The 18,128-nt window shown below is 68.4% G+C and carries 18 protein-coding genes and 2 pseudogenes; 14 read left to right on the top strand and 6 right to left on the bottom strand.

Translation table 11 applies throughout. The features are described from left to right. Positions 1 to 107: 107 nt before the first annotated feature. From SJY26_RS13560 to SJY26_RS13540, 5 genes are all read left to right on the top strand, one after another. Positions 108 to 671 carry a hypothetical protein gene (locus SJY26_RS13560; protein WP_396593538.1) on the top strand — a complete coding sequence of 188 codons (564 nt, stop codon included), beginning with the start codon at positions 108 to 110 and terminating at the stop codon, positions 669 to 671. Positions 672 to 727: 56 nt separating this feature from the next. Then, positions 728 to 2,539, top strand: a complete 1,812-nt coding sequence (locus SJY26_RS13555) for an aminopeptidase P family protein (RefSeq protein ID WP_396593537.1) — start codon at positions 728 to 730, stop codon at positions 2,537 to 2,539. Between the two features lie 34 nt (positions 2,540 to 2,573). After that, positions 2,574 to 2,831: a type II toxin-antitoxin system VapB family antitoxin gene (locus tag SJY26_RS13550; protein WP_396593536.1), complete on the top strand. Its 258-nt coding sequence runs from the start codon at positions 2,574 to 2,576 to the stop codon at positions 2,829 to 2,831. Continuing rightward, the gene (locus SJY26_RS13545; RefSeq protein ID WP_396593535.1) at positions 2,828 to 3,229 is read left to right on the top strand and encodes a type II toxin-antitoxin system VapC family toxin; all 402 of its coding nucleotides are present in this window, start codon (positions 2,828 to 2,830) and stop codon (positions 3,227 to 3,229) included. Before SJY26_RS13550 ends, SJY26_RS13545 begins: the two co-directional genes overlap by 4 nt. A gap of 63 nt (positions 3,230 to 3,292) precedes the next feature. Then, positions 3,293 to 4,282, top strand: a complete 990-nt coding sequence (locus tag SJY26_RS13540) for an aldo/keto reductase (protein ID WP_396593534.1) — start codon at positions 3,293 to 3,295, stop codon at positions 4,280 to 4,282. On the opposite strand, the gene SJY26_RS13535 is transcribed toward SJY26_RS13540, so the two are convergent. Both SJY26_RS13535 and ligA read right to left on the bottom strand, forming a co-directional pair. Then, entirely contained in the window at positions 4,283 to 4,708 is a 426-nt protein-coding gene (locus SJY26_RS13535; protein WP_396593533.1) for a DUF2147 domain-containing protein, read from the bottom strand. A 64-nt stretch (positions 4,709 to 4,772) separates the two neighbouring features. Next, a pseudogene (gene ligA, locus SJY26_RS13530) lies at positions 4,773 to 7,101 on the bottom strand (NAD-dependent DNA ligase LigA). 119 nt (positions 7,102 to 7,220) lie between these two features. Between ligA and SJY26_RS13525 the strand changes: the two are divergent. From SJY26_RS13525 to SJY26_RS13515, 3 genes are all read left to right on the top strand, one after another. Further along, positions 7,221 to 8,189, top strand: coding sequence for a M28 family peptidase (locus SJY26_RS13525; protein ID WP_396593532.1), 969 nt, complete (start codon positions 7,221 to 7,223; stop codon positions 8,187 to 8,189). A gap of 93 nt (positions 8,190 to 8,282) precedes the next feature. Further along, entirely contained in the window at positions 8,283 to 8,909 is a 627-nt protein-coding gene (locus SJY26_RS13520; RefSeq protein ID WP_396593531.1) for a methyltransferase family protein, read from the top strand. Between the two features lie 63 nt (positions 8,910 to 8,972). Beyond that, entirely contained in the window at positions 8,973 to 9,509 is a 537-nt protein-coding gene (locus tag SJY26_RS13515) for a hypothetical protein (protein ID WP_396593530.1), read from the top strand. A gap of 47 nt (positions 9,510 to 9,556) precedes the next feature. Here the strand turns inward: SJY26_RS13515 and SJY26_RS13510 are convergent, their stop codons facing one another. Continuing rightward, a complete protein-coding gene (locus SJY26_RS13510) occupies positions 9,557 to 10,006 on the bottom strand; it encodes a peptidylprolyl isomerase (protein WP_396593529.1) in 450 nt (149 codons plus the stop codon). A gap of 70 nt (positions 10,007 to 10,076) precedes the next feature. On the opposite strand from SJY26_RS13510, the gene SJY26_RS13505 reads away from it, so the two are divergent. Further along, positions 10,077 to 10,820 (top strand): RlmE family RNA methyltransferase, encoded by a 744-nt coding sequence (locus SJY26_RS13505; RefSeq protein WP_396593528.1) that lies wholly within the window; start codon positions 10,077 to 10,079, stop codon positions 10,818 to 10,820. Between the two features lie 7 nt (positions 10,821 to 10,827). Here SJY26_RS13505 and SJY26_RS13500 read toward each other — a convergent pair whose 3' ends face one another. Continuing rightward, positions 10,828 to 10,995, bottom strand: a complete 168-nt coding sequence (locus SJY26_RS13500) for a DUF2061 domain-containing protein (protein ID WP_396593527.1) — start codon at positions 10,993 to 10,995, stop codon at positions 10,828 to 10,830. 235 nt (positions 10,996 to 11,230) lie between these two features. Further along, a pseudogene (locus SJY26_RS13495) lies at positions 11,231 to 11,281 on the bottom strand (hypothetical protein); the annotation flags it as partial. Positions 11,282 to 11,502: 221 nt separating this feature from the next. On the opposite strand from SJY26_RS13495, the gene guaB reads away from it, so the two are divergent. From guaB to guaA, 5 genes are read left to right on the top strand one after another with little or no spacing between them, the layout of a single operon-like run. Further along, on the top strand, positions 11,503 to 12,960 hold the full coding sequence (guaB, locus tag SJY26_RS13490) for an IMP dehydrogenase (protein WP_396593526.1): 1,458 nt from the start codon (positions 11,503 to 11,505) through the stop codon (positions 12,958 to 12,960). A gap of 5 nt (positions 12,961 to 12,965) precedes the next feature. Then, complete coding sequence (locus SJY26_RS13485; RefSeq protein WP_396593525.1) at positions 12,966 to 13,382, top strand: MAPEG family protein; 417 nt, start codon at positions 12,966 to 12,968, stop codon at positions 13,380 to 13,382. Positions 13,383 to 13,406: 24 nt separating this feature from the next. Next, positions 13,407 to 14,822, top strand: coding sequence for an RsmB/NOP family class I SAM-dependent RNA methyltransferase (locus SJY26_RS13480; RefSeq protein ID WP_396593524.1), 1,416 nt, complete (start codon positions 13,407 to 13,409; stop codon positions 14,820 to 14,822). Then, positions 14,819 to 15,478 (top strand): 5'-methylthioadenosine/S-adenosylhomocysteine nucleosidase, encoded by a 660-nt coding sequence (locus SJY26_RS13475; RefSeq protein ID WP_396593523.1) that lies wholly within the window; start codon positions 14,819 to 14,821, stop codon positions 15,476 to 15,478. Before SJY26_RS13480 ends, SJY26_RS13475 begins: the two co-directional genes overlap by 4 nt. Continuing rightward, on the top strand, positions 15,475 to 17,037 hold the full coding sequence (gene guaA, locus SJY26_RS13470; protein WP_396593522.1) for a glutamine-hydrolyzing GMP synthase: 1,563 nt from the start codon (positions 15,475 to 15,477) through the stop codon (positions 17,035 to 17,037). The genes SJY26_RS13475 and guaA overlap by 4 nt, the downstream gene beginning before the upstream one ends. A 188-nt stretch (positions 17,038 to 17,225) precedes the next feature. Here guaA and SJY26_RS13465 read toward each other — a convergent pair whose 3' ends face one another. Beyond that, on the bottom strand, positions 17,226 to 18,104 hold the full coding sequence (locus SJY26_RS13465) for a LysR family transcriptional regulator (protein ID WP_396593521.1): 879 nt from the start codon (positions 18,102 to 18,104) through the stop codon (positions 17,226 to 17,228). Positions 18,105 to 18,128 lie beyond the last annotated feature (24 nt).

Below are 18,128 nucleotides of genomic sequence, written 5' to 3'. Positions count from 1 at the left end.
GTCCGACGAGGGGTCGGGAACCGGGAGGGATGGCAATGCGGAACAGTTCGGATCTGGCGGACCTTGATCGGCGACTGCGCCGGGTGACCCTGCAGTCCCGGATTTAGATGGGGTTGCTGGCGGCTCTGATGGCGGTCGGGCTGGCGGCCTTTGTGACGGACGAGCCCCGATCGCTGCGCGTGTCGGAACTGGTGGTGGTCGATCCCGAGGGTGTCGAGCGTGTCCGCATCAGCGGGGATCTGCCGGACGCCGTGGTCGACGGCCGACGGCTGGTGCGGGGCGAGAAGGCAGCGGGCGTCATCCTGTACGACGGGGCCGGGCGCGAGCGCAGCGGCTATGCGACGTTCGAACCCTCGGGCAACGTTCTGTTGACGCTGGACAACCGGCAGAGCCAGCAGAATGCCCTGTTTGTCGCCGGGCCGGACAATGCGGCCGCGCTGCGGCTGTGGCAGGGGCGGGACGCGATTGACCTTCGCACCGATGAGGCGGGAACCCGCATGACCCTGGTGGAGGGTGGGCTGGTGCGGCACCAGACGCCGGTGACGCCGATCCCGCCCGAGGCCTGTGAGGCCTATCGGGGGGCTGTGCCGAACCTTGGGCGGGACGTGGCGCTGCGGGAATGCAACGGGCGCTTCACGGCGGAAAACTGTGATCGCTGCCTGACGCCCTGAGATCGGCCTGTGTCTGCCCCTCTTCATCGGGGGGCGGGAGATGCTATGGCGAGGCCATGCGCCAGACCTTTGACGAAACCACCGATCCGTCCTTCGGGGCGAAGCATCTTCCACGCGTGCGGGCGGCCATGGCCCGTCAGGGACTGGACGGGTTTCTGGTTCCGCACGAGGACGAGCATCAGAACGAATATCTCCCGGCGGCCAATGACCGGCTGGCCTGGCTGACCGGCTTCACCGGCTCGGCCGGGGCGGGCGTTGTCATGGCCGATCGGGCCGCCGTGTTCGCGGACGGGCGCTATACGGTTCAGGTCCGGGCCCAGGTCGACCCCGCGCAGTTCGAGAGCCTCGATCTCGTCGAGGGCGGCGTGCAGGCGTATCTGGAGCGCGCGCCGGCGGGGGCCGTCATCGGCTATGACCCCCGGCTGCATAGCCCCGATGCCCTGGCGACGCTGACCCGGGCGGCGGCGAAGGCGGGGGCAACGCTGAAGCCGGTCGAGCGCAATCCGGTCGATGAGGCCTGGGGGGCCGACCGGCCCCCTCAGCCGGCGGCACCGGTGGTGCCGCATGAGGATCGATACACCGGCGAGACCAGCGCCTCGAAGCGGGCGCGGATCGGCGCGGCGATCGCGGCGGCGGGCGCGGACGCCTGCGTGCTGACGGCCCCGTCCTCGATCGCCTGGCTGTTCAATGTCCGCGGCGGGGACGTGATCCGGTCACCCCTGCCGCTGGCCCAGGCGATCGTCGCGGCCAATGGAACGGCGATGCTGTTCCTCGACCCGGCCAAGGTGACCAATGAACTGCCGGGCTGGCTGGGGGACGACGTCACCCTGATGCCGCCCGACGAACTGGGGCAGGGGCTGGAGGGGATGAAGGGCGTGCGGGTCCTGATCGATCCGGCCCAGTCCCCGGCCTGGTATTTCGACCGGCTGGCGCTGGTCGGGGCGAGCGTGGTGCGGGGTATGGACCCCTGCGCCCTGCCGCGGGCGGCCAAGAACCCGGTCGAGATCGAGGGCAGCCGGCAGGCCCACATTCGCGACGGGGCGGCGCTGGTGCGCTTCCTGCATTGGGTCGACACGGTGGCCCAGGTCGAGCTGCCCGACGAGCGCGGCGTGGTCGAGGCGCTGGAGCGGTTCCGCGAGGAGACGGGGGCGCTGAAGGATCTGAGTTTCGACACCATCGCCGGGGTCGGGCCGAACGGTGCCCTGCCGCACTACAAGCCTGTGACACGGACGATCCGGCGGATGGAGAAGGGCTCCCTGCTGCTGGTCGACGGTGGCGGCCAGTATCTGGACGGGACCACGGACGTGACCCGGACGATGGCGATCGGCGAGCCCTCGGCCGACCAGCGGCGCATGTTCACCCTGGTGCTGAAGGGCCATATCGCCATGGCCACGGTGCGGTTTCCGGCCGGCACGACGGGGCATCAGCTGGACGCCCTGGCGCGGTTGCCGATGTGGATGGCCGGGCTGGATTATGATCACGGCACCGGCCACGGCGTAGGCTCCTATCTGGGGGTTCACGAGGGGCCGCAGCGGATCGCCAAACTGGTCAACAGCCAGCCGCTGCTGACCGGCATGATCCTGTCCAACGAGCCCGGCTACTATCGCGAAGGCCATTGGGGCATCCGGATCGAGACGCTGCAGGTGGTCACGCCGCCCGAGCCGATCCCCGGCGGCGAGCGGCCGATGCACGGGTTCGAACAGCTGACCTTCGCCCCGCTGGACCGTCGGCTGATCGATGTGGATCTGCTGACGGCGGGGGATCGGGCCTATGTCGACGCCTATCATGCCGAGACGCTGGCGAAGGTCGGACCGCTGCTGGATGAGACAGTGCGGGCGTGGCTGGAAGGGCAGTGCGCCCCGCTTTGAGCGGTGCGGCTTTTGTGGTAGAGACTGTTCTACCATGCTCAACATCAAGAACCCTGTCGCGCATGAACTGGCCGTCGAAGTTGCGGCGGCGACGGGCGAGAGCCTGACTGATGCCGTGATCGTTGCGCTCAGGGAAAGACGGGATCGTCTGAAGGCCAATCCCCGGGGGATCGACATCGACAAGGTCGAGGCCATTCTGGCCGAGATGCGCGCGGCCCTGCCGAAGGCGTTCTTTGAGGAGGAAGACCCCAGCGCGTTTCTCTACGATCCGGAGACGGGTTTGCCCGCGTGATCGTGGATACGTCGGCGATCGTGGCGATCGTTCGGAACGAGCCCGAAAAGGACCTCTTCTTCGGTCGGCTGGTCGGCGCTCGAGCTGCCGGAGAGGCCATCCGGATCTCGGCGGCGACCCTGGTCGAGCTGACGACCGTGGTGGATCGCTACAAGGAAGCCAGGGCCTCCCGGCTGTTGGACGCACTCCTCGCGGAGCTGCGGCTGGAGGTGGTTCCGGTCGATGCCGCGCTGGCTGCCATCGCCCGCGCCGCGAACCTCAAGTTCGGAAAGGGCTTTCATCCTGCCCGCCTCAACCTTGGCGATTGTTTCGCTTATGCGCTGGCCAGACAGACCGGGGAGCCGCTGCTGTTCAAGGGCGGCGACTTTGCGCGGACGGACATCGTTTCGGCCGCCTGACCTTGCGTCGGGCAGGCCCGGCCCCGATCTCCGTCGTCCAGCCCACTCGCAGGAGCACGCCCCATGAAGACCCGTCGTCTTGGACCGAACGGTCCCGAAGTTTCGGCCCTGGGGCTGGGCTGTATGGGGATGAGCGCCTTCTACGGGCCGGCTTCGGACGAGGCGACCGCGACGGCCGTGCTGCACCGGGCGCTGGATCTGGGCGTGACCCTGTTCGACACGGCCGAGATGTATGGTCCCCATACCAATGAGGAATTGCTGGGCCGGGCGTTCGCCGGCAGGCGGGACAAGGTGTTCCTCGCGACCAAGTTCGGCATCGGCTACAATGCGGACCGGACGGCCCTCGCCGTGGACGGTTCGCCCGCCAATGTCCGGCGTGCCATCGAGGGCAGCCTGAAGCGGCTGAACACCGACCACGTCGATCTCTACTATCTGCACCGCGTCGATCCGGACACGCCGATCGAGGAGACGGTCGGGGCGATGGCCGAGCTGGTCACCGAGGGCAAGGTGCGGTTCCTCGGCCTGTCCGAGGCGGCCCCGGCGACGCTCCGGAAGGCGCACGCCGCCCATCCGATCACGGCCCTGCAGACCGAGTATTCCCTGTGGTCGCGCGAGCCCGAGGATGAGCTGCTGGCGACCTGCGACGAGCTGGGGATCGGCTTTGTGCCCTACAGCCCGCTGGGCCGGGGCTTCCTGTCGGGCGAGATCAAGTCGATCGAGGATCTGGCGGCCGACGATTTCCGCCGCAGCAATCCGCGCTTTATGGGCGAGAATTTCCAGAAGAACATCGATCTGGTGACGGCCGTGACGGCGATCGCCACGGACAAGGGCGTGACCGCCGCCCAGCTGGCCCTGGCCTGGGTGCTGGCGCAGGGGGAGCATCTGGTGCCCATCCCGGGGACGCGACGGATCCGGACCCTGGAGGAGAATGTTGCGGCGGTCGACCTTGAGCTGACGCGTGAGGACCTGGCGCGGATCGAGTTGGTGTTCCCCAGGGACGCGGCCGTGGGCGAGCGCTATGCGGCGGCGGCGCGGGCGGCGCTGAACCGGTAGTTACTGCACACGGGTCCAGGTCTGGGTCCGGCACAGGGGGGCGACCACGCAGCCGCGCAGGTTCAGGGTGTTGGCGTTGGTCAGGGTGATTGTCCCCCGATAGGTGCGTCCGTCAGACGGGTTGTAGACAGACCCGCCTCGCCACTCCGTTGGCCCACCCGTGAAGCCGGTCAGCATCGGCAGGTTGCGCAGGGTGCGGCTGCGCAGGGCCCGGTCGCCGTTGTTGGCATCGAGCACGCCGGGATTGGCCCGGATCTGGGCCGAGGTTATCAGCGTACCGCACAGGGCCTGACCGCAGCGGGCGATGCGGACCTGACCGCCGTTGGTCGGGGTCTGCCACAGGCCGGTCGGATCGGCCGTCTGGGCCGAGGCGGGGGCGGCGAGGGCGGTTGCGGCGAGGGCCGCGAGGGCGAGGGGACGGATCATGCGAGGGGCTCCAGAGACCGGTTGTTGAGGATGAAGGCGGATCGGGCGCTTTTCGTGGCAGGGCTCAGCCGGCGATCAGCGCCAGCCATTCGTCCTCGGTCAGGACGGTGACGCCGTGTTTCTGGGCCTCGGCCAGTTTGGAGCCCGCCCCCGGGCCGGCGACGAGATAGTCGGTCTTTTTCGACACGGAGCCGGAGACCTTCGCGCCGAGGCTTTCAGCCCGGGCCTTGGCCTCGTCGCGGGTAAAGCGTTCGAGGGCTCCGGTGAAGACCACGGTCTTGCCGGCGACGGGGGTGTCCGCCTTCGGGCGTTCGGCATCAACGATGCTGACCAGTTCCGCGATCAGGGCAGCGACCACCTCGCGGTTATGGGGCTCGTGGAAGAAGTCGGCGATGGCGCGGGCGGCGACCGGGCCGACTCCGGCGATGCCGGCGATCTCGCCGAGCGTCGCCGAGGGACCGTCCTCGCGGGCGATCCGGGCCAGTTCGACAATGCCGGTCCAGTCGCTGGCGAGCGGGGCGAGGGCGCGCCGGGCGGGGGCGGCGAGACCGGGGAAGGCCAGGGCCAGTTTCTGGTCGATGGGGGCCTCGGGCCAGGGATCGGCGGGCGACAGGGCCGCGGCGGCCATGACGGCGAGGGTGCGCGGCGAGACGCCGTGACCCTCGGCCAGACGGGTCCATTCCGGCGAGGGGAGGCCGGACGCCGCCTGCATCGCCGCCGCATGGAAACTGGCCCAGTCGCCGAAATGGCGGGCCAGCAGCAGGGAGGTTCTGGTCGCCGATGTCGCGGATACCGAGGGCGAAGATCAGCCGCTCCAAGGCGATGGTCCGGCGCGCGTCGATGCCGGCGATCAGGTTGCGGACGCTGGTCTCGCCATAGCCGTCCTCGTTGCGCAGGGCCTCTAGCTTCTCCGGATCCCGGGCCAGCCGGAAGATGTCGGCGGGCTCGGAAATCCAGCCGCGTTCCGAGAAGGCGATCAGCTGTTTCTCGCCCAGACCCTCGATGTCGAAGGCCCTGCGCGACACGAAATGCTTCAGCCGTTCGATCAACTGGGCCTTGCAGATCAGGCCGCCGGTGCAGCGGCGTCGGACATCGTCGCCCTCGCGCACGGCCTCGGAGCCGCAGACCGGGCAATGGGTCGGGAAGACGTAGGGGACGGCGTCCGTCGGGCGCCGCTCCAGCACGACCGCGACGATCTGGGGGATGACATCGCCGGCGCGTTGCAGCACGACGGTGTCGCCTATGCGGACGTCCTTGCGGGCGATCTCGTCCTCGTTGTGGAGGGTGGCATTGCGGACCACCACGCCGCCGACGGTCACGGGCGCGAGGCGGGCCACGGGCGTCAGGGAGCCGGTGCGGCCGACCTGGATGTCGATGCCCTCCAGCACGGTGGTCGCCTGTTGCGCGGGGAACTTGTGGGCGATGGCCCAGCGGGGGCTACGGGCGACGAATCCGAGGCGCTGCTGCCAGTCCAGCCGGTCGACCTTGTAGACCACCCCGTCGATGTCGTAGCCGAGTGTCGCGCGGTCGGTCTCGAGGGCGCGATAAATGTCCAGCAGTCCCTCCGCCCCCGCGACGCGGGCCGAGCGGGGGTTGGTCTGGAAGCCCCATTCAGCGAGGCGTTCCAGCGCCCCGGACTGGGTGTCACTGAAGCCATCGACCGGTTCCCCCCAGGCATAGGCGAAGAACTTCAGGGGCCGGCCCGCCGTGATTTTCGGGTTCTTCTGTCGCAGCGAGCCGGCGGCGAAATTGCGGGGGTTGGCGTAGGTGCGCCGGCCCTCGGCCTCGGCCGCGACGTTGAAGGCGGCGAAGGCCTCGGTCGGGGCATAGACCTCGCCCCGCACCTCGACCCGGGCCGGCCAGCCGGTACCGCGAAGTCTTGAGGGAATCTGGTCCTCGCCCAGGGTCCGGAGATTGGCGGTGACGTCCTCGCCGGTGCGGCCGTCGCCCCGGGTGGCCCCGACCTGCAGCACGCCGTCGACATACAGGAGGGAGGCGGAAAGGCCGTCGATCTTGGGCTCGGCGACGAAGGCGATCGGGGTGTCGCCCGACAGCTTGAGGAAGCGCGCGATCCGGGCCACGAAATCCTGCACCTCGCCGGCGTCGAAGGCGTTGTCGAGCGAGAGCATGGGCACGCCGTGGCGGACCTCGGCGAAGGCCTCGGAGCCGGCCACCCCGACCCGCTGCGAGGGCGAGTTGGCTTGGACCAGATCGGGGAAGCGGGCCTCGAGCACGGCATGCCGACGTCGCAGGGTGTCATAGTCCGCGTCACTGATCTCCGGCGCATCGCCGACATAATAGAGGGCGTCATGGCGAGCGAGCTCGGTCGCCAGCCGGGCCAGCTCGGCCTCCGCCTCGGCGGGGGTCAGGGTCTCGACGCGCGGTTCAGCCATGGCCCGGTTTAGCATCGTCGAAGCGACGGGCCAGCGGGGAGCGGACGTGGCGCTGCGAATTTTTGCGGACGTCCGGCTTCCGTTTGGCTATGGCGGAAAGGTCCGCCCAAGGAGATCGCATGTCCCGTTCGTTCCGCTCTGTCGCCCTGTCCTGTGTAGCCGCCGTGGCCCTGACTGCCTGTGCCGGGATGAGCGAGACGCAGCCGGCCGAAAGCCCGTCGCCGGTCGTGGCGACCGTGTCGCATGACCAGCTTCTGGCCGATGTCCGGATCCTGTCGGGCGACGACATGGAGGGGCGCGATACCGGCGCAGCGGGAGGCGAGCGGGCGCGGGCCTATATCGTCTCGCGGCTGGAAGCGATGGGGATCGCCGCGCCGCCGGTCGGGCGCCTGCAGCCGTTCGAGGCCGCAGGGCGGACGCGGGAGGGGCCGAAGACGTTCAACGGCACCAATATCCTCGCCCTGATTCCCGGCACCCGGGTCCCGGATCGCTATATCGTCATCACGGCGCACTACGACCATGTCGGGGTCAATGACGGCCAAGTCTTCAACGGGGCCGACGACAACGCCTCGGGCGTGGCGACCATGCTGGAACTGGCCGCCCGGCTGAAGGCGGCACCGCCCGAGCACAGTGTCATCCTGGTGGCTTTGGACGGAGAGGAGCGGGGCCTGCTGGGGGCGAAACATTTCGTCGAGGCTCCGCCCGTGCCGCTGTCGTCGATCACCATGAACCTGAACTTCGACATGACCGCCCGGGCCGAGACGGACATGAAGCTGTGGGTCACGGGCACGTACCAGAACCCCACCCTGCGGCCCCTGCTGGAGGCCCTGCCGGCCCAGGACGGGGTGGCCCTGGCCTTCGGCAAGGACACGCCGCAGGACACCGGGAATGACAACTGGGTCGAGGCGTCGGACCACGCGGCCTTCTACCGGGCGGGGGTGCCGTTCCTGTATCTGGGCGTCGACTACCATCCCGACTACCATCGGCCGACGGACGATTTCGAGCGGATCACTCCCGCGGTGTTTGCTGCCGCCACGGAACTGTCGGTCGCGTCCTTCCGGGCGCTGGATCGCGGCCTGGACCGTTGATCGCGCTCGCGTTTCAGTCGCAAACATTGTTCTTGCACTGACGCTGTTGTGAGCGCTTTCATCGCGCCCTGATCCGGGGGGAGATGAAACGAGATGACAACCGCGACCGAGGCCTTCGACCTGCAGAAGGTCCAGAAGATCCGTAAATGGGCGCTGGGGCTAGCCCTGCTGGGGGCCGTGATGCTCGCCATGGTCAGCACGACCTGGTGGGGGGAGGGCACCTTCCACAACGCGATCGAATCAGTCGGGCTTGGGGCGATTGTCATCAGCATCGTGGGCCGCGCCTGGTGTTCGCTGTACATCGGCGGGCGCAAGAAGGCCGAGGTGGTGTCCACCGGTCCTTATTCTCTGAGCCGGAACCCGCTGTACGTCTTCAGCTATGCGGGGGCGTTCGGCGTCGGGGCCCAGACGGGCAGTCTGACAATCGCGGCCCTGTTCGTGGTGATCGCCGTGGTGGTGTTCCACTTCACCATCGCGAAGGAAGAGGCCTGGCTGTCGGCGCGGTTCGGCGAGGTCTATGACGGCTATCTGGCGCGGACCCCGCGCTGCGGGCCTGACTTTTCCAAATGGCGGGATGAGGAAGAGCTGCAGATCCGGCCGCGGTTCTTTTTGACGACGCTGCGCGACGGGCTGGTGTTCCTGCTGGCCATTCCGATCTTCGAGACGGTCGAATGGGCCCAGACGGCGGGCTGGCTGCCGGTGTTTTTCCGCCTGCCCTGAGCTGGACCCCGCGCGCGACCCGTGGTCCTGTCCGGCGGCGCGGGAAGTCGCCGGAGTCGAATTATGAGACGATTGCTGGTGGCCGGTGCCGCCCTTCTGGCCCTGGCTGGCTGCGATGTGTTCACTGCCCCCGGCACGCCCGACAGTGGCGTGGGGCGCGAGGGCGCGAGGGGCGGGGCTTTCAGCCACAGCCAGTCCGAGGATCTGTCGGGGTACTACACGGTTGGCGAGACGCCCGTGGGGCCGCCGGAGTTCCGGCTCACGTCGCTGTTCGTCGGCCAGGCGTCGGCGTTCGAGGACTGGGAGGCGGGACGGCGCACGCCCGGCTATGCCCCCGTCCTGCTGGAGTTTTCCGGCACCGGCGGCGGGTCCGAGCGCGTGGTGCCCGACAGCTATTCCGTCAGCGATGGCCGCGTTCGGATGACGGGCACCTCGGCGGACGGCCAGCAGATCGTGTTCGAGGGGCGGATGAACGCCGGGGCCCTGGCGACCGCGCGGCGAAATCTGGGGGCGGCAGAGGTGCCGGCGGTCACGGCCGTCGTTCGGATCGGCGACCGGACCTGGTCCGGCGTCAAGCTGAACTGGACCGGCGGGGACTGAGGCGGGAACGAAAAGGGCGGCCCCGAAAGACCGCCCCGGATCTTGATCTAGTTGACCGTCGCCTTGATGATCTTGCCCGGATTGCGGGGCGGCTCGCCCTTGGGCAGGGCGTCGACGTGGTCCATGCCCTCGATCACCTCACCCCAGACGGTATACTGATTGTCGAGGAAGCCGGCGTCGGCGAAGCAGATGAAGAACTGGCTGTTGGCCGTGTCCGGCTGGTTGGTGCGGGCCATCGAGCAGGTGCCGCGCACATGGGGCTCTTTCGAGAACTCGGCCTTGAGGTTGGGCTTCTTCGAGCCCGAGGTGCCCGTGCCGGTCGGATCGCCGCCCTGGGCCATGAAGCCGGGGATGACGCGGTGGAAGACCACGCCGTCGTAGAAGCCCTCGCTCGCCAGCTCGGTGATGCGCTCGACGTGGCCGGGGGCCAGGTCGGGCCGCAGCTTGATGACGACATCGCCGGTTTCGAGGGTGAGGGTCAGGGTCTGGTCGGCCATCGGGCGCTCCAAAGGGGGGAAAGGGGTCGGGGTCATAGCCCCTGAGGGCCGTGGGCGCTATGTGGGGGCGATGAGTGACGATGAAAAGCCCATACCCGCGCCCGAGCGCCTCCCCGAGGCCGAGCCGGCGCGTCGCCGCATGGTGCGGCCGCCGACCGGGGGCACCGCCCAGGGGCGGGGCATGGGGACCCAGATCAAGACGGCCGACAAGAAGTCGATGTCGTCCATCCAGTGGATCAAGCGCCAGCTGGCGGACCCTTGGTCCGAACGCGCGCGGGCCGAGGGCTGGCGCAGCCGGGCCGCGTTCAAGTTCAGCGAGATCGACGACCGGTTTCATCTGCTGAAGAAGGGCTCGCGGGTGATCGACCTCGGAGCCGCACCGGGAGGATGGATTCAGGTCTGCGTCAATCGCGGCGCGGCGGCGGTGGTCGGGGTCGACCTTCTGCCGATCGAGCCGATCCCGGGGTCGATCCTCATTCAGGCGGACTTCACCGATCCGGGCGTTGATCAACAGTTGATCGATGCCCTGGGCGGGCCCCCGGATCTGGTCCTGTCCGACATGGCGCACAACACGGTCGGGCATCGCCAGACCGATCACCTGAAGATCATCGCCCTGATCGAGATCGCCTCGGACTTCGCCATCCGGACGCTGAAACCGGGCGGGCATTTCGTGACCAAGAACTTCCAGGGCGGCGATGCGGGCCGTGTTCTGGCCGAACTGCGGGTCGCCTTCGAGGAGGTGAAATACGTCAAGCCTGCGGCCAGCCGGAAAGGCTCGTCGGAAGTCTATCTGGTGGCGTTGAACAAGCGCTGAGGTCGGCTCAGGCGGTCTGGGTCGCCTGACGGCGGGCTTCACGCGACGACCAGATGCGGTCGTGGATGGCGAAGAACACCATTTGAACCAGCGGCTCGACCACGCCGATCGCGAGCGCGGCCTGCCAGTCGCGGGTGATCGCGAAGGCCACCGTGACGGCCACGACGAAATGCATCGCGCCATAAGTCAGAAGTCTTGATCGCGATCTTCTTCAGCGACGGCAGGGCGTGGCTGTGGCCGTGATGGCCATGGGCGCGGGCCTGCTCATGGGCGTTCATCAGATCCAGACGGGCAGTGAAGGCCTCGGCTGTCTCCTCCATACCGCTGCGCATCCGGCGGCGCTCGATCCGATGCCAGATGCGGTCGTGGAAGGAATAGGCGATGGTCTGGAAGAAGGGCTCGACGACGCCGATGGCCAGGGCCAGCCGCCAGTCCCGGGTGATGGCGAAGGCGACCAGCATGGCCACGATCAGGTGCATCACGCCGTAGCTGGCGATCTTGAGCGCGAGGCTCCGCACGGATCGGGCAAGGGAAACGACCATCGATAGCCTAAATGTTAGCCCGGCCTGAAAGTTTCAAGCCCGCCTGAAAAACTTGCGCACAAGATGCGTCGTCGGGTGCAGGCCACGGTTGACTTCGCACCCGCGAGAGAGGATAGGCGGCCCGCAAAACGGAGACTCCCATGGAGATTCGCGAAGGGCTCACCTTCGACGATGTTTTGCTTGAACCCGGTCCCTCGGAGATCATGCCCGCAGACGCGGACGTCTCCACCCGGCTGACGCGCGACATTCGCCTGAACATCCCGCTCACTTCGTCCGCGATGGACACGGTGACCGAAAGCCGACTGGCCATCGCCATGGCCCAGGCCGGGGGTCTGGGCGTGCTTCACCGCAACATGACGGTGCAGGAACAGGCCGATCAGGTCCGCACGGTGAAGCGGTTCGAAAGCGGCATGGTCATCAATCCGGTGACCATCAGCCCCGAAACCACACTGGGCGAGGTCCGCGAGATCGTGGCGCGGCGCAAGATTTCGGGCTTCCCGGTGGTGGACGCCAGCGGACGGCTGGTCGGGATCCTGACCAACCGCGACATGCGGTTCGATACCGATCCGAACCGCAAGGCGGCCGAGTTGATGACCACGGGCGATCTGGTCACCGTGCGGGAAGGGGCCGGCCGCGATGAGGCCCGGGCCCTGCTGCGCGACCGCAAGATCGAACGGGTGATCGTGGTCGATGCCGACTATCGCGCCACCGGCCTGATCACGATGAAGGACATCGAGAAGGCCCAGGCGCATCCGCACGCGGCCAAGGACGAGCAGGGCCGGCTGCTGGTGGGCGCGGCCTCGACCGTCGGTGACGCTGGGTATGAGCGCTCCATGGCGCTGGCCGAGGCCGGGGTCGATGTGGTGGTGATCGACACCGCCCACGGGCATTCGATCCAGGTCTCCCGGGCCGTCGAGCGGATCAAGCGCGAGAACAACCGCGTCCAGATCATCGCCGGCAATGTCGCCACCTATGACGGGGCGCGGGCCCTGATCGATGCGGGAGCCGATGCGGTCAAGGTCGGGATCGGCCCGGGCAGCATCTGCACCACCCGGATCGTGGCGGGGGTCGGCGTGCCCCAGCTGACCGCCATCATGGAAGCCGTCCGCGCCGCGAAGGACTCCGGTGCCCCGGTCATCGCCGACGGCGGGATCAAATACTCGGGCGATCTGGCCAAGGCGATCGCGGCGGGCGCGTCCTGCGCGATGATGGGCTCGATGTTCGCCGGCACGGACGAAAGCCCCGGCGAGGTGTTCCTGTACCAGGGACGTTCCTACAAGAGCTATCGCGGCATGGGCTCGGTCGGGGCCATGGGGGCCGGTTCGGCCGACCGCTACTTCCAGAAGGAAGTCGAGGATACCCAGAAGCTGGTGCCCGAAGGCATCGAGGGTCAGACGCCGTACAAGGGGCCGATCTCGCCCGTGCTGCACCAGATGGTCGGGGGGCTGCGGGCCGCCATGGGCTATGTCGGGGCCGCGACCATCGCGGACCTGCAGGAGCGGGCCCGGTTCGTCCGGATCACGGGCGCGGGCCTGCGCGAAAGCCATGTCCACGACGTGATGATCACGCGCGAGGCACCGAACTACAGGCAGGGGTGAGACCGATGGGCAACGACTGGGTGCTGGTGCAGACGCCGGAACTGACCATGCTGGCGGCCACGCTGGTGCTGGCGTTCGTGTTCCTGTTCCTGCCGGCGGCGGGCCGGACCATGGCCAACGGCATCGGCTGGAACGCCGGACCGCGCGACGGCAATCCCGCCCGGCCGGGCCTCATCACCCAGAGGCTGGAACGGGCCCAGGCGAATATGTGGGAGACCCTGCCGCTGTTCATCGGGGCGGTCCTGATCGCCCACGTGACGGATGCCAATGGACCGCTGACCTTCTGGGGCACCCAGGCCTTCTTCTGGGCGCGAGTGGTCTATATCCCGCTGTACGCCTTCGGCGTGCCCTTCGTGCGCTCGATCGTCTGGCTGATCGCCATGGGCGGTCTGGTCGCCATCTTCGCCGCCCTCTTCACCTGAACAACCTGAACTGAACGCCCTGATTTGACCCCCGCCGCCCGTCTCGCCGCCGCCGCCTCCATCATCGACCGCATCAGTGCGGGCAAGGCCCCGGCCGAGGCCGTGCTCAAGACCTGGGGGACGGAGAACCGCTACGCCGGGTCCAAGGACCGGCGCGCCATCGCCGACCAGGTTTACAAGGTCATCCGCGCGCGCGGGCGGCTGGTCTGGGCCATGGGCGGGCGCGAGGACGGCCGGGCCCTTGTGATCGGGGCCCTCAGCCTGATCGACGGCCTTTCGGTGGAAGAGATCGAGGCGCTGCATTCGGGCGAGGGCTATGGGCCCAAGCCCCTGTCGAAACAGGAACGCGCGCGGATCAGCGCCACGGCCGACGACCTGCCCGGCTGGGTCGCCGCCGGCCTGCCAGAGTTCGTGGTCGAGGACTTCAAGGGCACCTTCGGCGAGCGCTGGGCCGAGGAGGCCGCGGGCCTGATGGTGCCGCGCGCGCCGATCGACCTACGGGTCAATGGTGCCAAGGCCACGGTCGCCGAGGTCGAGGCGGAGCTGCGCGAGGCGGGCCTGTCTCCCGAGCGGACGCCGTGGTCGGCCTGGGGCCTGCGCCTGTCGGCCGAGCCGCCGCCCAATGTCCAGGCGCTGGAGGCCTTCAAGGCCGGCCGTATCGAGATCCAGGATGAGGGCAGCCAGATCGTCTGCTGGCTGGCCGGTGTCGAGCCGGGCATGACCGTGGTCGATTATTGCGCCGGGGGCGGGGGCAAGACCCTGGGTCTGGCCATGCAGGGGCTGGCGGCGGGGGCGTCGCGCATCGAAGCCGCCCCTGCCGAGCCCGAGCGCATCTGGACCCCGACCGGCTGGGTCGATGCACCGAAATCGAAGCCCAGGCCCGCCACGATCGCCCGGGCCGAAGGCCGGCTTATCGCCTGCGACGTGGTTCAGAAGCGGCTGGACAACATCCTTCCCCGCCTGGCCCGCGCCGGCGTCGAGGCCGAGCTGATCCATCTGGGGCCCAATGGCGGCGGGGTCGAGGACATCGTCGGCATCGCCGATGTGGTCTTCGTCGACGCCCCCTGCACCGGCTCGGGGACCTGGCGGCGCCGGCCCGAGGACGCCTGGCGGCTGAAGCCCGAAGAGGTCGACCGGATGCATTCGCTGCAGATGGCGATCCTGGCGCGGGCCGCGAAACTGGTGAAGCCGGGCGGCCGGCTGGTCTATGTCACCTGCTCGATGCTGCGGGTCGAGAACGAGGCCACGGTCGATCATTTCGAGGAGGATCATCCGTCCTTCGCGCCGGTCGCGATCGGCGAGGCCTTGGCCAGTCCGGCCCTGAGCGACGCCGGCCGCAACACCCTGGCCGGTCTGGCCCAGGGCCACCGGCTGCGGATGTCGCCGGCCGCCACCGGGACGGACGGCTTCTTCGTCGCCCTTTATGAGCGGCAGGCGTGAGCGGGACCTACACCCTCACCAACTTCGGCCCGCTGACGGCCCTGTGCGTCATGGCGGCCGAGGCCGAGTATGGCCCGGCGCTGCGATCGCGGATCCGGCCGTTGATCACCGGCGTCGGTCCGGTCGAGGCCGCCGTCTCGACCACCGCGGCCCTGGCCGAACTGGCGCAAGCGGACCGCCTGCCGGACGTCGTCATCTGCCTCGGCTCCGCCGGGTCCCAGACCCTGGAACACGGCCGCATCTACTGGGTCGACGAGGTCGCCTATCGCGACATGGACGCCTCGGCGCTGGGCTTTCCGCCCGGGATCACACCCTTCCTCGATCAGCCCGCCGTCCTGACCCTGGCCAGCGGACCGGCCGGCCAGCCCTATGCCCGGCTGGCGACCGGGGCCAGTATCGTCACCGGCGAGGCCTATGACGCGATCGACGCCGACATGGTCGATATGGAGACCTATGCCGTGGTCCGCGCCGCCGCCCGCTTCGATGTCCCGGTGCTGGGCCTGCGCGGGATCAGCGACGGAAAGGCCGACCTGACCGGCCTGTCCGACTGGACCGACACCCTTCATGTGATCGATGAGGGCCTGGCCGAGGCGCTGGACCTGCTGAAGGCCGAGTTCGAACGATTGACTGCCCCCCTTCCCGAGGAGACCCGATGACGACCCCGACCCCGCACCAGAAGGTCCTCATCGTCGATTTCGGCAGCCAGGTGACGCAACTGATTGCGCGGCGTCTGCGCGAAGCCAGCGTCTATTGCGAGATCCACCCGTTCCAGAAGGCCGAGGCGGCTCTGGCGGGGATGAAGCCGGCGGCCATCATCCTGTCGGGTGGGCCCGAGAGCGTGCACGAGGAAGGCAGCCCGCGCGCGCCCGAGGCCGTGTTCGAGGCCGGCGTGCCCGTGCTGGGCATCTGCTACGGCGAGATGACGATGTGCGAACAGCTGGGGGGCAAGGTCGAGGGCGGCCACACCCGCGAGTTCGGCCGGGCCGGGATCACCGTGGAGACGGAGTCGCCCCTGCTGGCGGGCCTCGCCCCGGTTGGCGAGGAGGAAACCGTCTGGATGAGCCATGGCGACAAGATCATCGCCATCCCCGAAGGCTTCGACGTGGTGGCGACCTCGGCCGGCTCGCCCTATGCCGTGATCGCGGATGAGAAGCGGCGCTTCTACGGCGTTCAATTCCATCCGGAAGTGATGCACACGCCGCGCGGCCACCAGATGCTGAAGAACTTCACCCACGGCATCGCCGGGCTGAAGGGCGACTGGACCATGGCGGCCTATCGCGACGAGAAGATCGCCCAGATCCGCGAACAGGTCGGCTCCGCCAAGGTCATCTGCGGCCTGTCCGGCGGCGTCGATTCCTCGGTCGCAGCGGTGCTGATCCATGAGGCCATCGGCGACCAACTGACCTGTGTGTTTGTCGACACCGGCCTGCTGCGCAAGGACGAGGCGACCCAGGTCACCACCCTGTTCCGCGAGCACTACAACATCCCGCTGGTGCATGTTGATGCGTCGAAGGAATTCCTCGGGGCCCTGGCCGGCCAGTCGGACCCGGAGACCAAGCGCAAGACCATCGGCCGGGTCTTCATCGAGATCTTTGACCGCGAGGCCGCAAAGATCGAGGGGGCCGAGTTCCTGGCCCAGGGGACGCTGTACCCCGACGTGATCGAGAGCGTGTCGTCGTCCAGCGGCAAGGCCCATGTGATCAAGAGCCACCACAATGTCGGAGGCCTGCCCGACTATATGAAGCTGAAACTGGTCGAGCCCCTGCGCGAACTGTTCAAGGACGAGGTTCGGTCACTCGGCCGCGAACTGGGTCTGACCGATGCCTTCGTGGGCCGCCACCCCTTCCCGGGGCCGGGCCTGGCCATCCGCATCCCCGGAGAGATTACGCCGGACGCCGTCGAGACCCTGCAGCAGGCCGACGCCATCTATCTGGACGAAATCCGCAAGGCCGGCCTGTACGACAGCATCTGGCAGGCCTTCGCCGTCCTGCTGCCGGTGAAGACGGTGGGGGTGATGGGCGACGCCCGCACCTATGAAAAGGTGCTGGCGCTGCGCGCGGTCTCGTCCACCGACGGCATGACGGCGGACTTCTTCGAGTTCCCGTGGGACGTGCTGGGCAAATGCGCGACCCGGATCGTCAACGAGGTGAGGGGCGTGAATCGTGTGGTTTACGACGTGACCTCCAAGCCTCCCGGCACGATCGAGTGGGAGTAGGGGGCGCGGGCCTGTGGGTGCAGGCTCTTCCGAGATCAGCTCCTAGCGACGGCTGAGCTCAGCGATTGGGGTCGGACCCCGGGATCCCGTAACGCTCGCCCCCTAGAGTTGCCGAGAGGGCGAACGACGTCGTCGAAATTCTCAACCGGCTCGCTCTGCCCAAGCGCTGGCCGGATCCTGCCGCAGCATCATGCTGGACAGGCCAGATGTCTGATCAGGGCTTCAACGGCAGGGGAGCGCCGGTCGGGGCGGGTGACGAAGCCGACGGACCGTTTGGTTACTGGCGCACCCAGGGGGGTCCATTCGATATTGGGCTCGGGCAGCAGGCGCAGGGTCAACTGCGGCAGGGCGGTGACGCCTAATCCGCGCGCCACAAGAGCGCCGACTGTGGCGAGGTGGCCGCATTCGTAGAGGGGCTGAACGGAGACGCCGGCCTGGAGGAAGGCCTGGTCAGTGGCCTGGCGGACGCTGCTGCGCAGGGCCATTGCGATGAAGGGCACCTGCGCCATGCCGGCCCAGGTGTCGATGACGTCGGGGCTCTGGCGGTCGATGGCGCGCACCGCACCGAACAGGTCTTCCTGCAACTCCTGGTAGGCCAGATCGACGTCCGGCAGGGGGCGTATGGTCAGACCGAGATCGGCGCGGCCTTCAAGCACGGCGGTCTCCACATTCATCGCCAGACCGTCGAGGATCTTGACATCGATGTCCGGATACCCGGCCTGAAAGGCGGCGAGCGGGCCTGGCAGCAGCGTCGCGGCGAGCGAGGGAAGGGCGGCGATGCAGAGACGTCCGCGTGATCCCTTGATGAAGGCCGAGACGTCTTCCAGCCCCAGTTCGGCTTCGCGCACCAGACGGGTCGCAATCGGCATCAGCCGTTCTCCCGCCGGAGACAGGCGCGCGCCGCGACCGTCGCGTTCAAACAGTCGGTCGCCTAGGCGGTCTTCCAACTGGCGGATGGCGCGGCTCAAGGCGGGCTGGGACAGGGCGCGACGCGTGCCCGCTTCGGTGAAGCTGCCGGTCTCGGCGATGGCCAGGAAGTGTTGGAGATCGCGCAGGTTGAGCGGCATCTGCCGAATCTAGCATGCGGCCTC

This window comes from Brevundimonas sp. R86498, assembly GCF_044598075.1.
Lineage (GTDB): Bacteria > Pseudomonadota > Alphaproteobacteria > Caulobacterales > Caulobacteraceae > Brevundimonas.
Note: the sequence above shows the minus strand (reverse complement) of the source record. Positions and strands in the feature narration are given on the sequence as shown.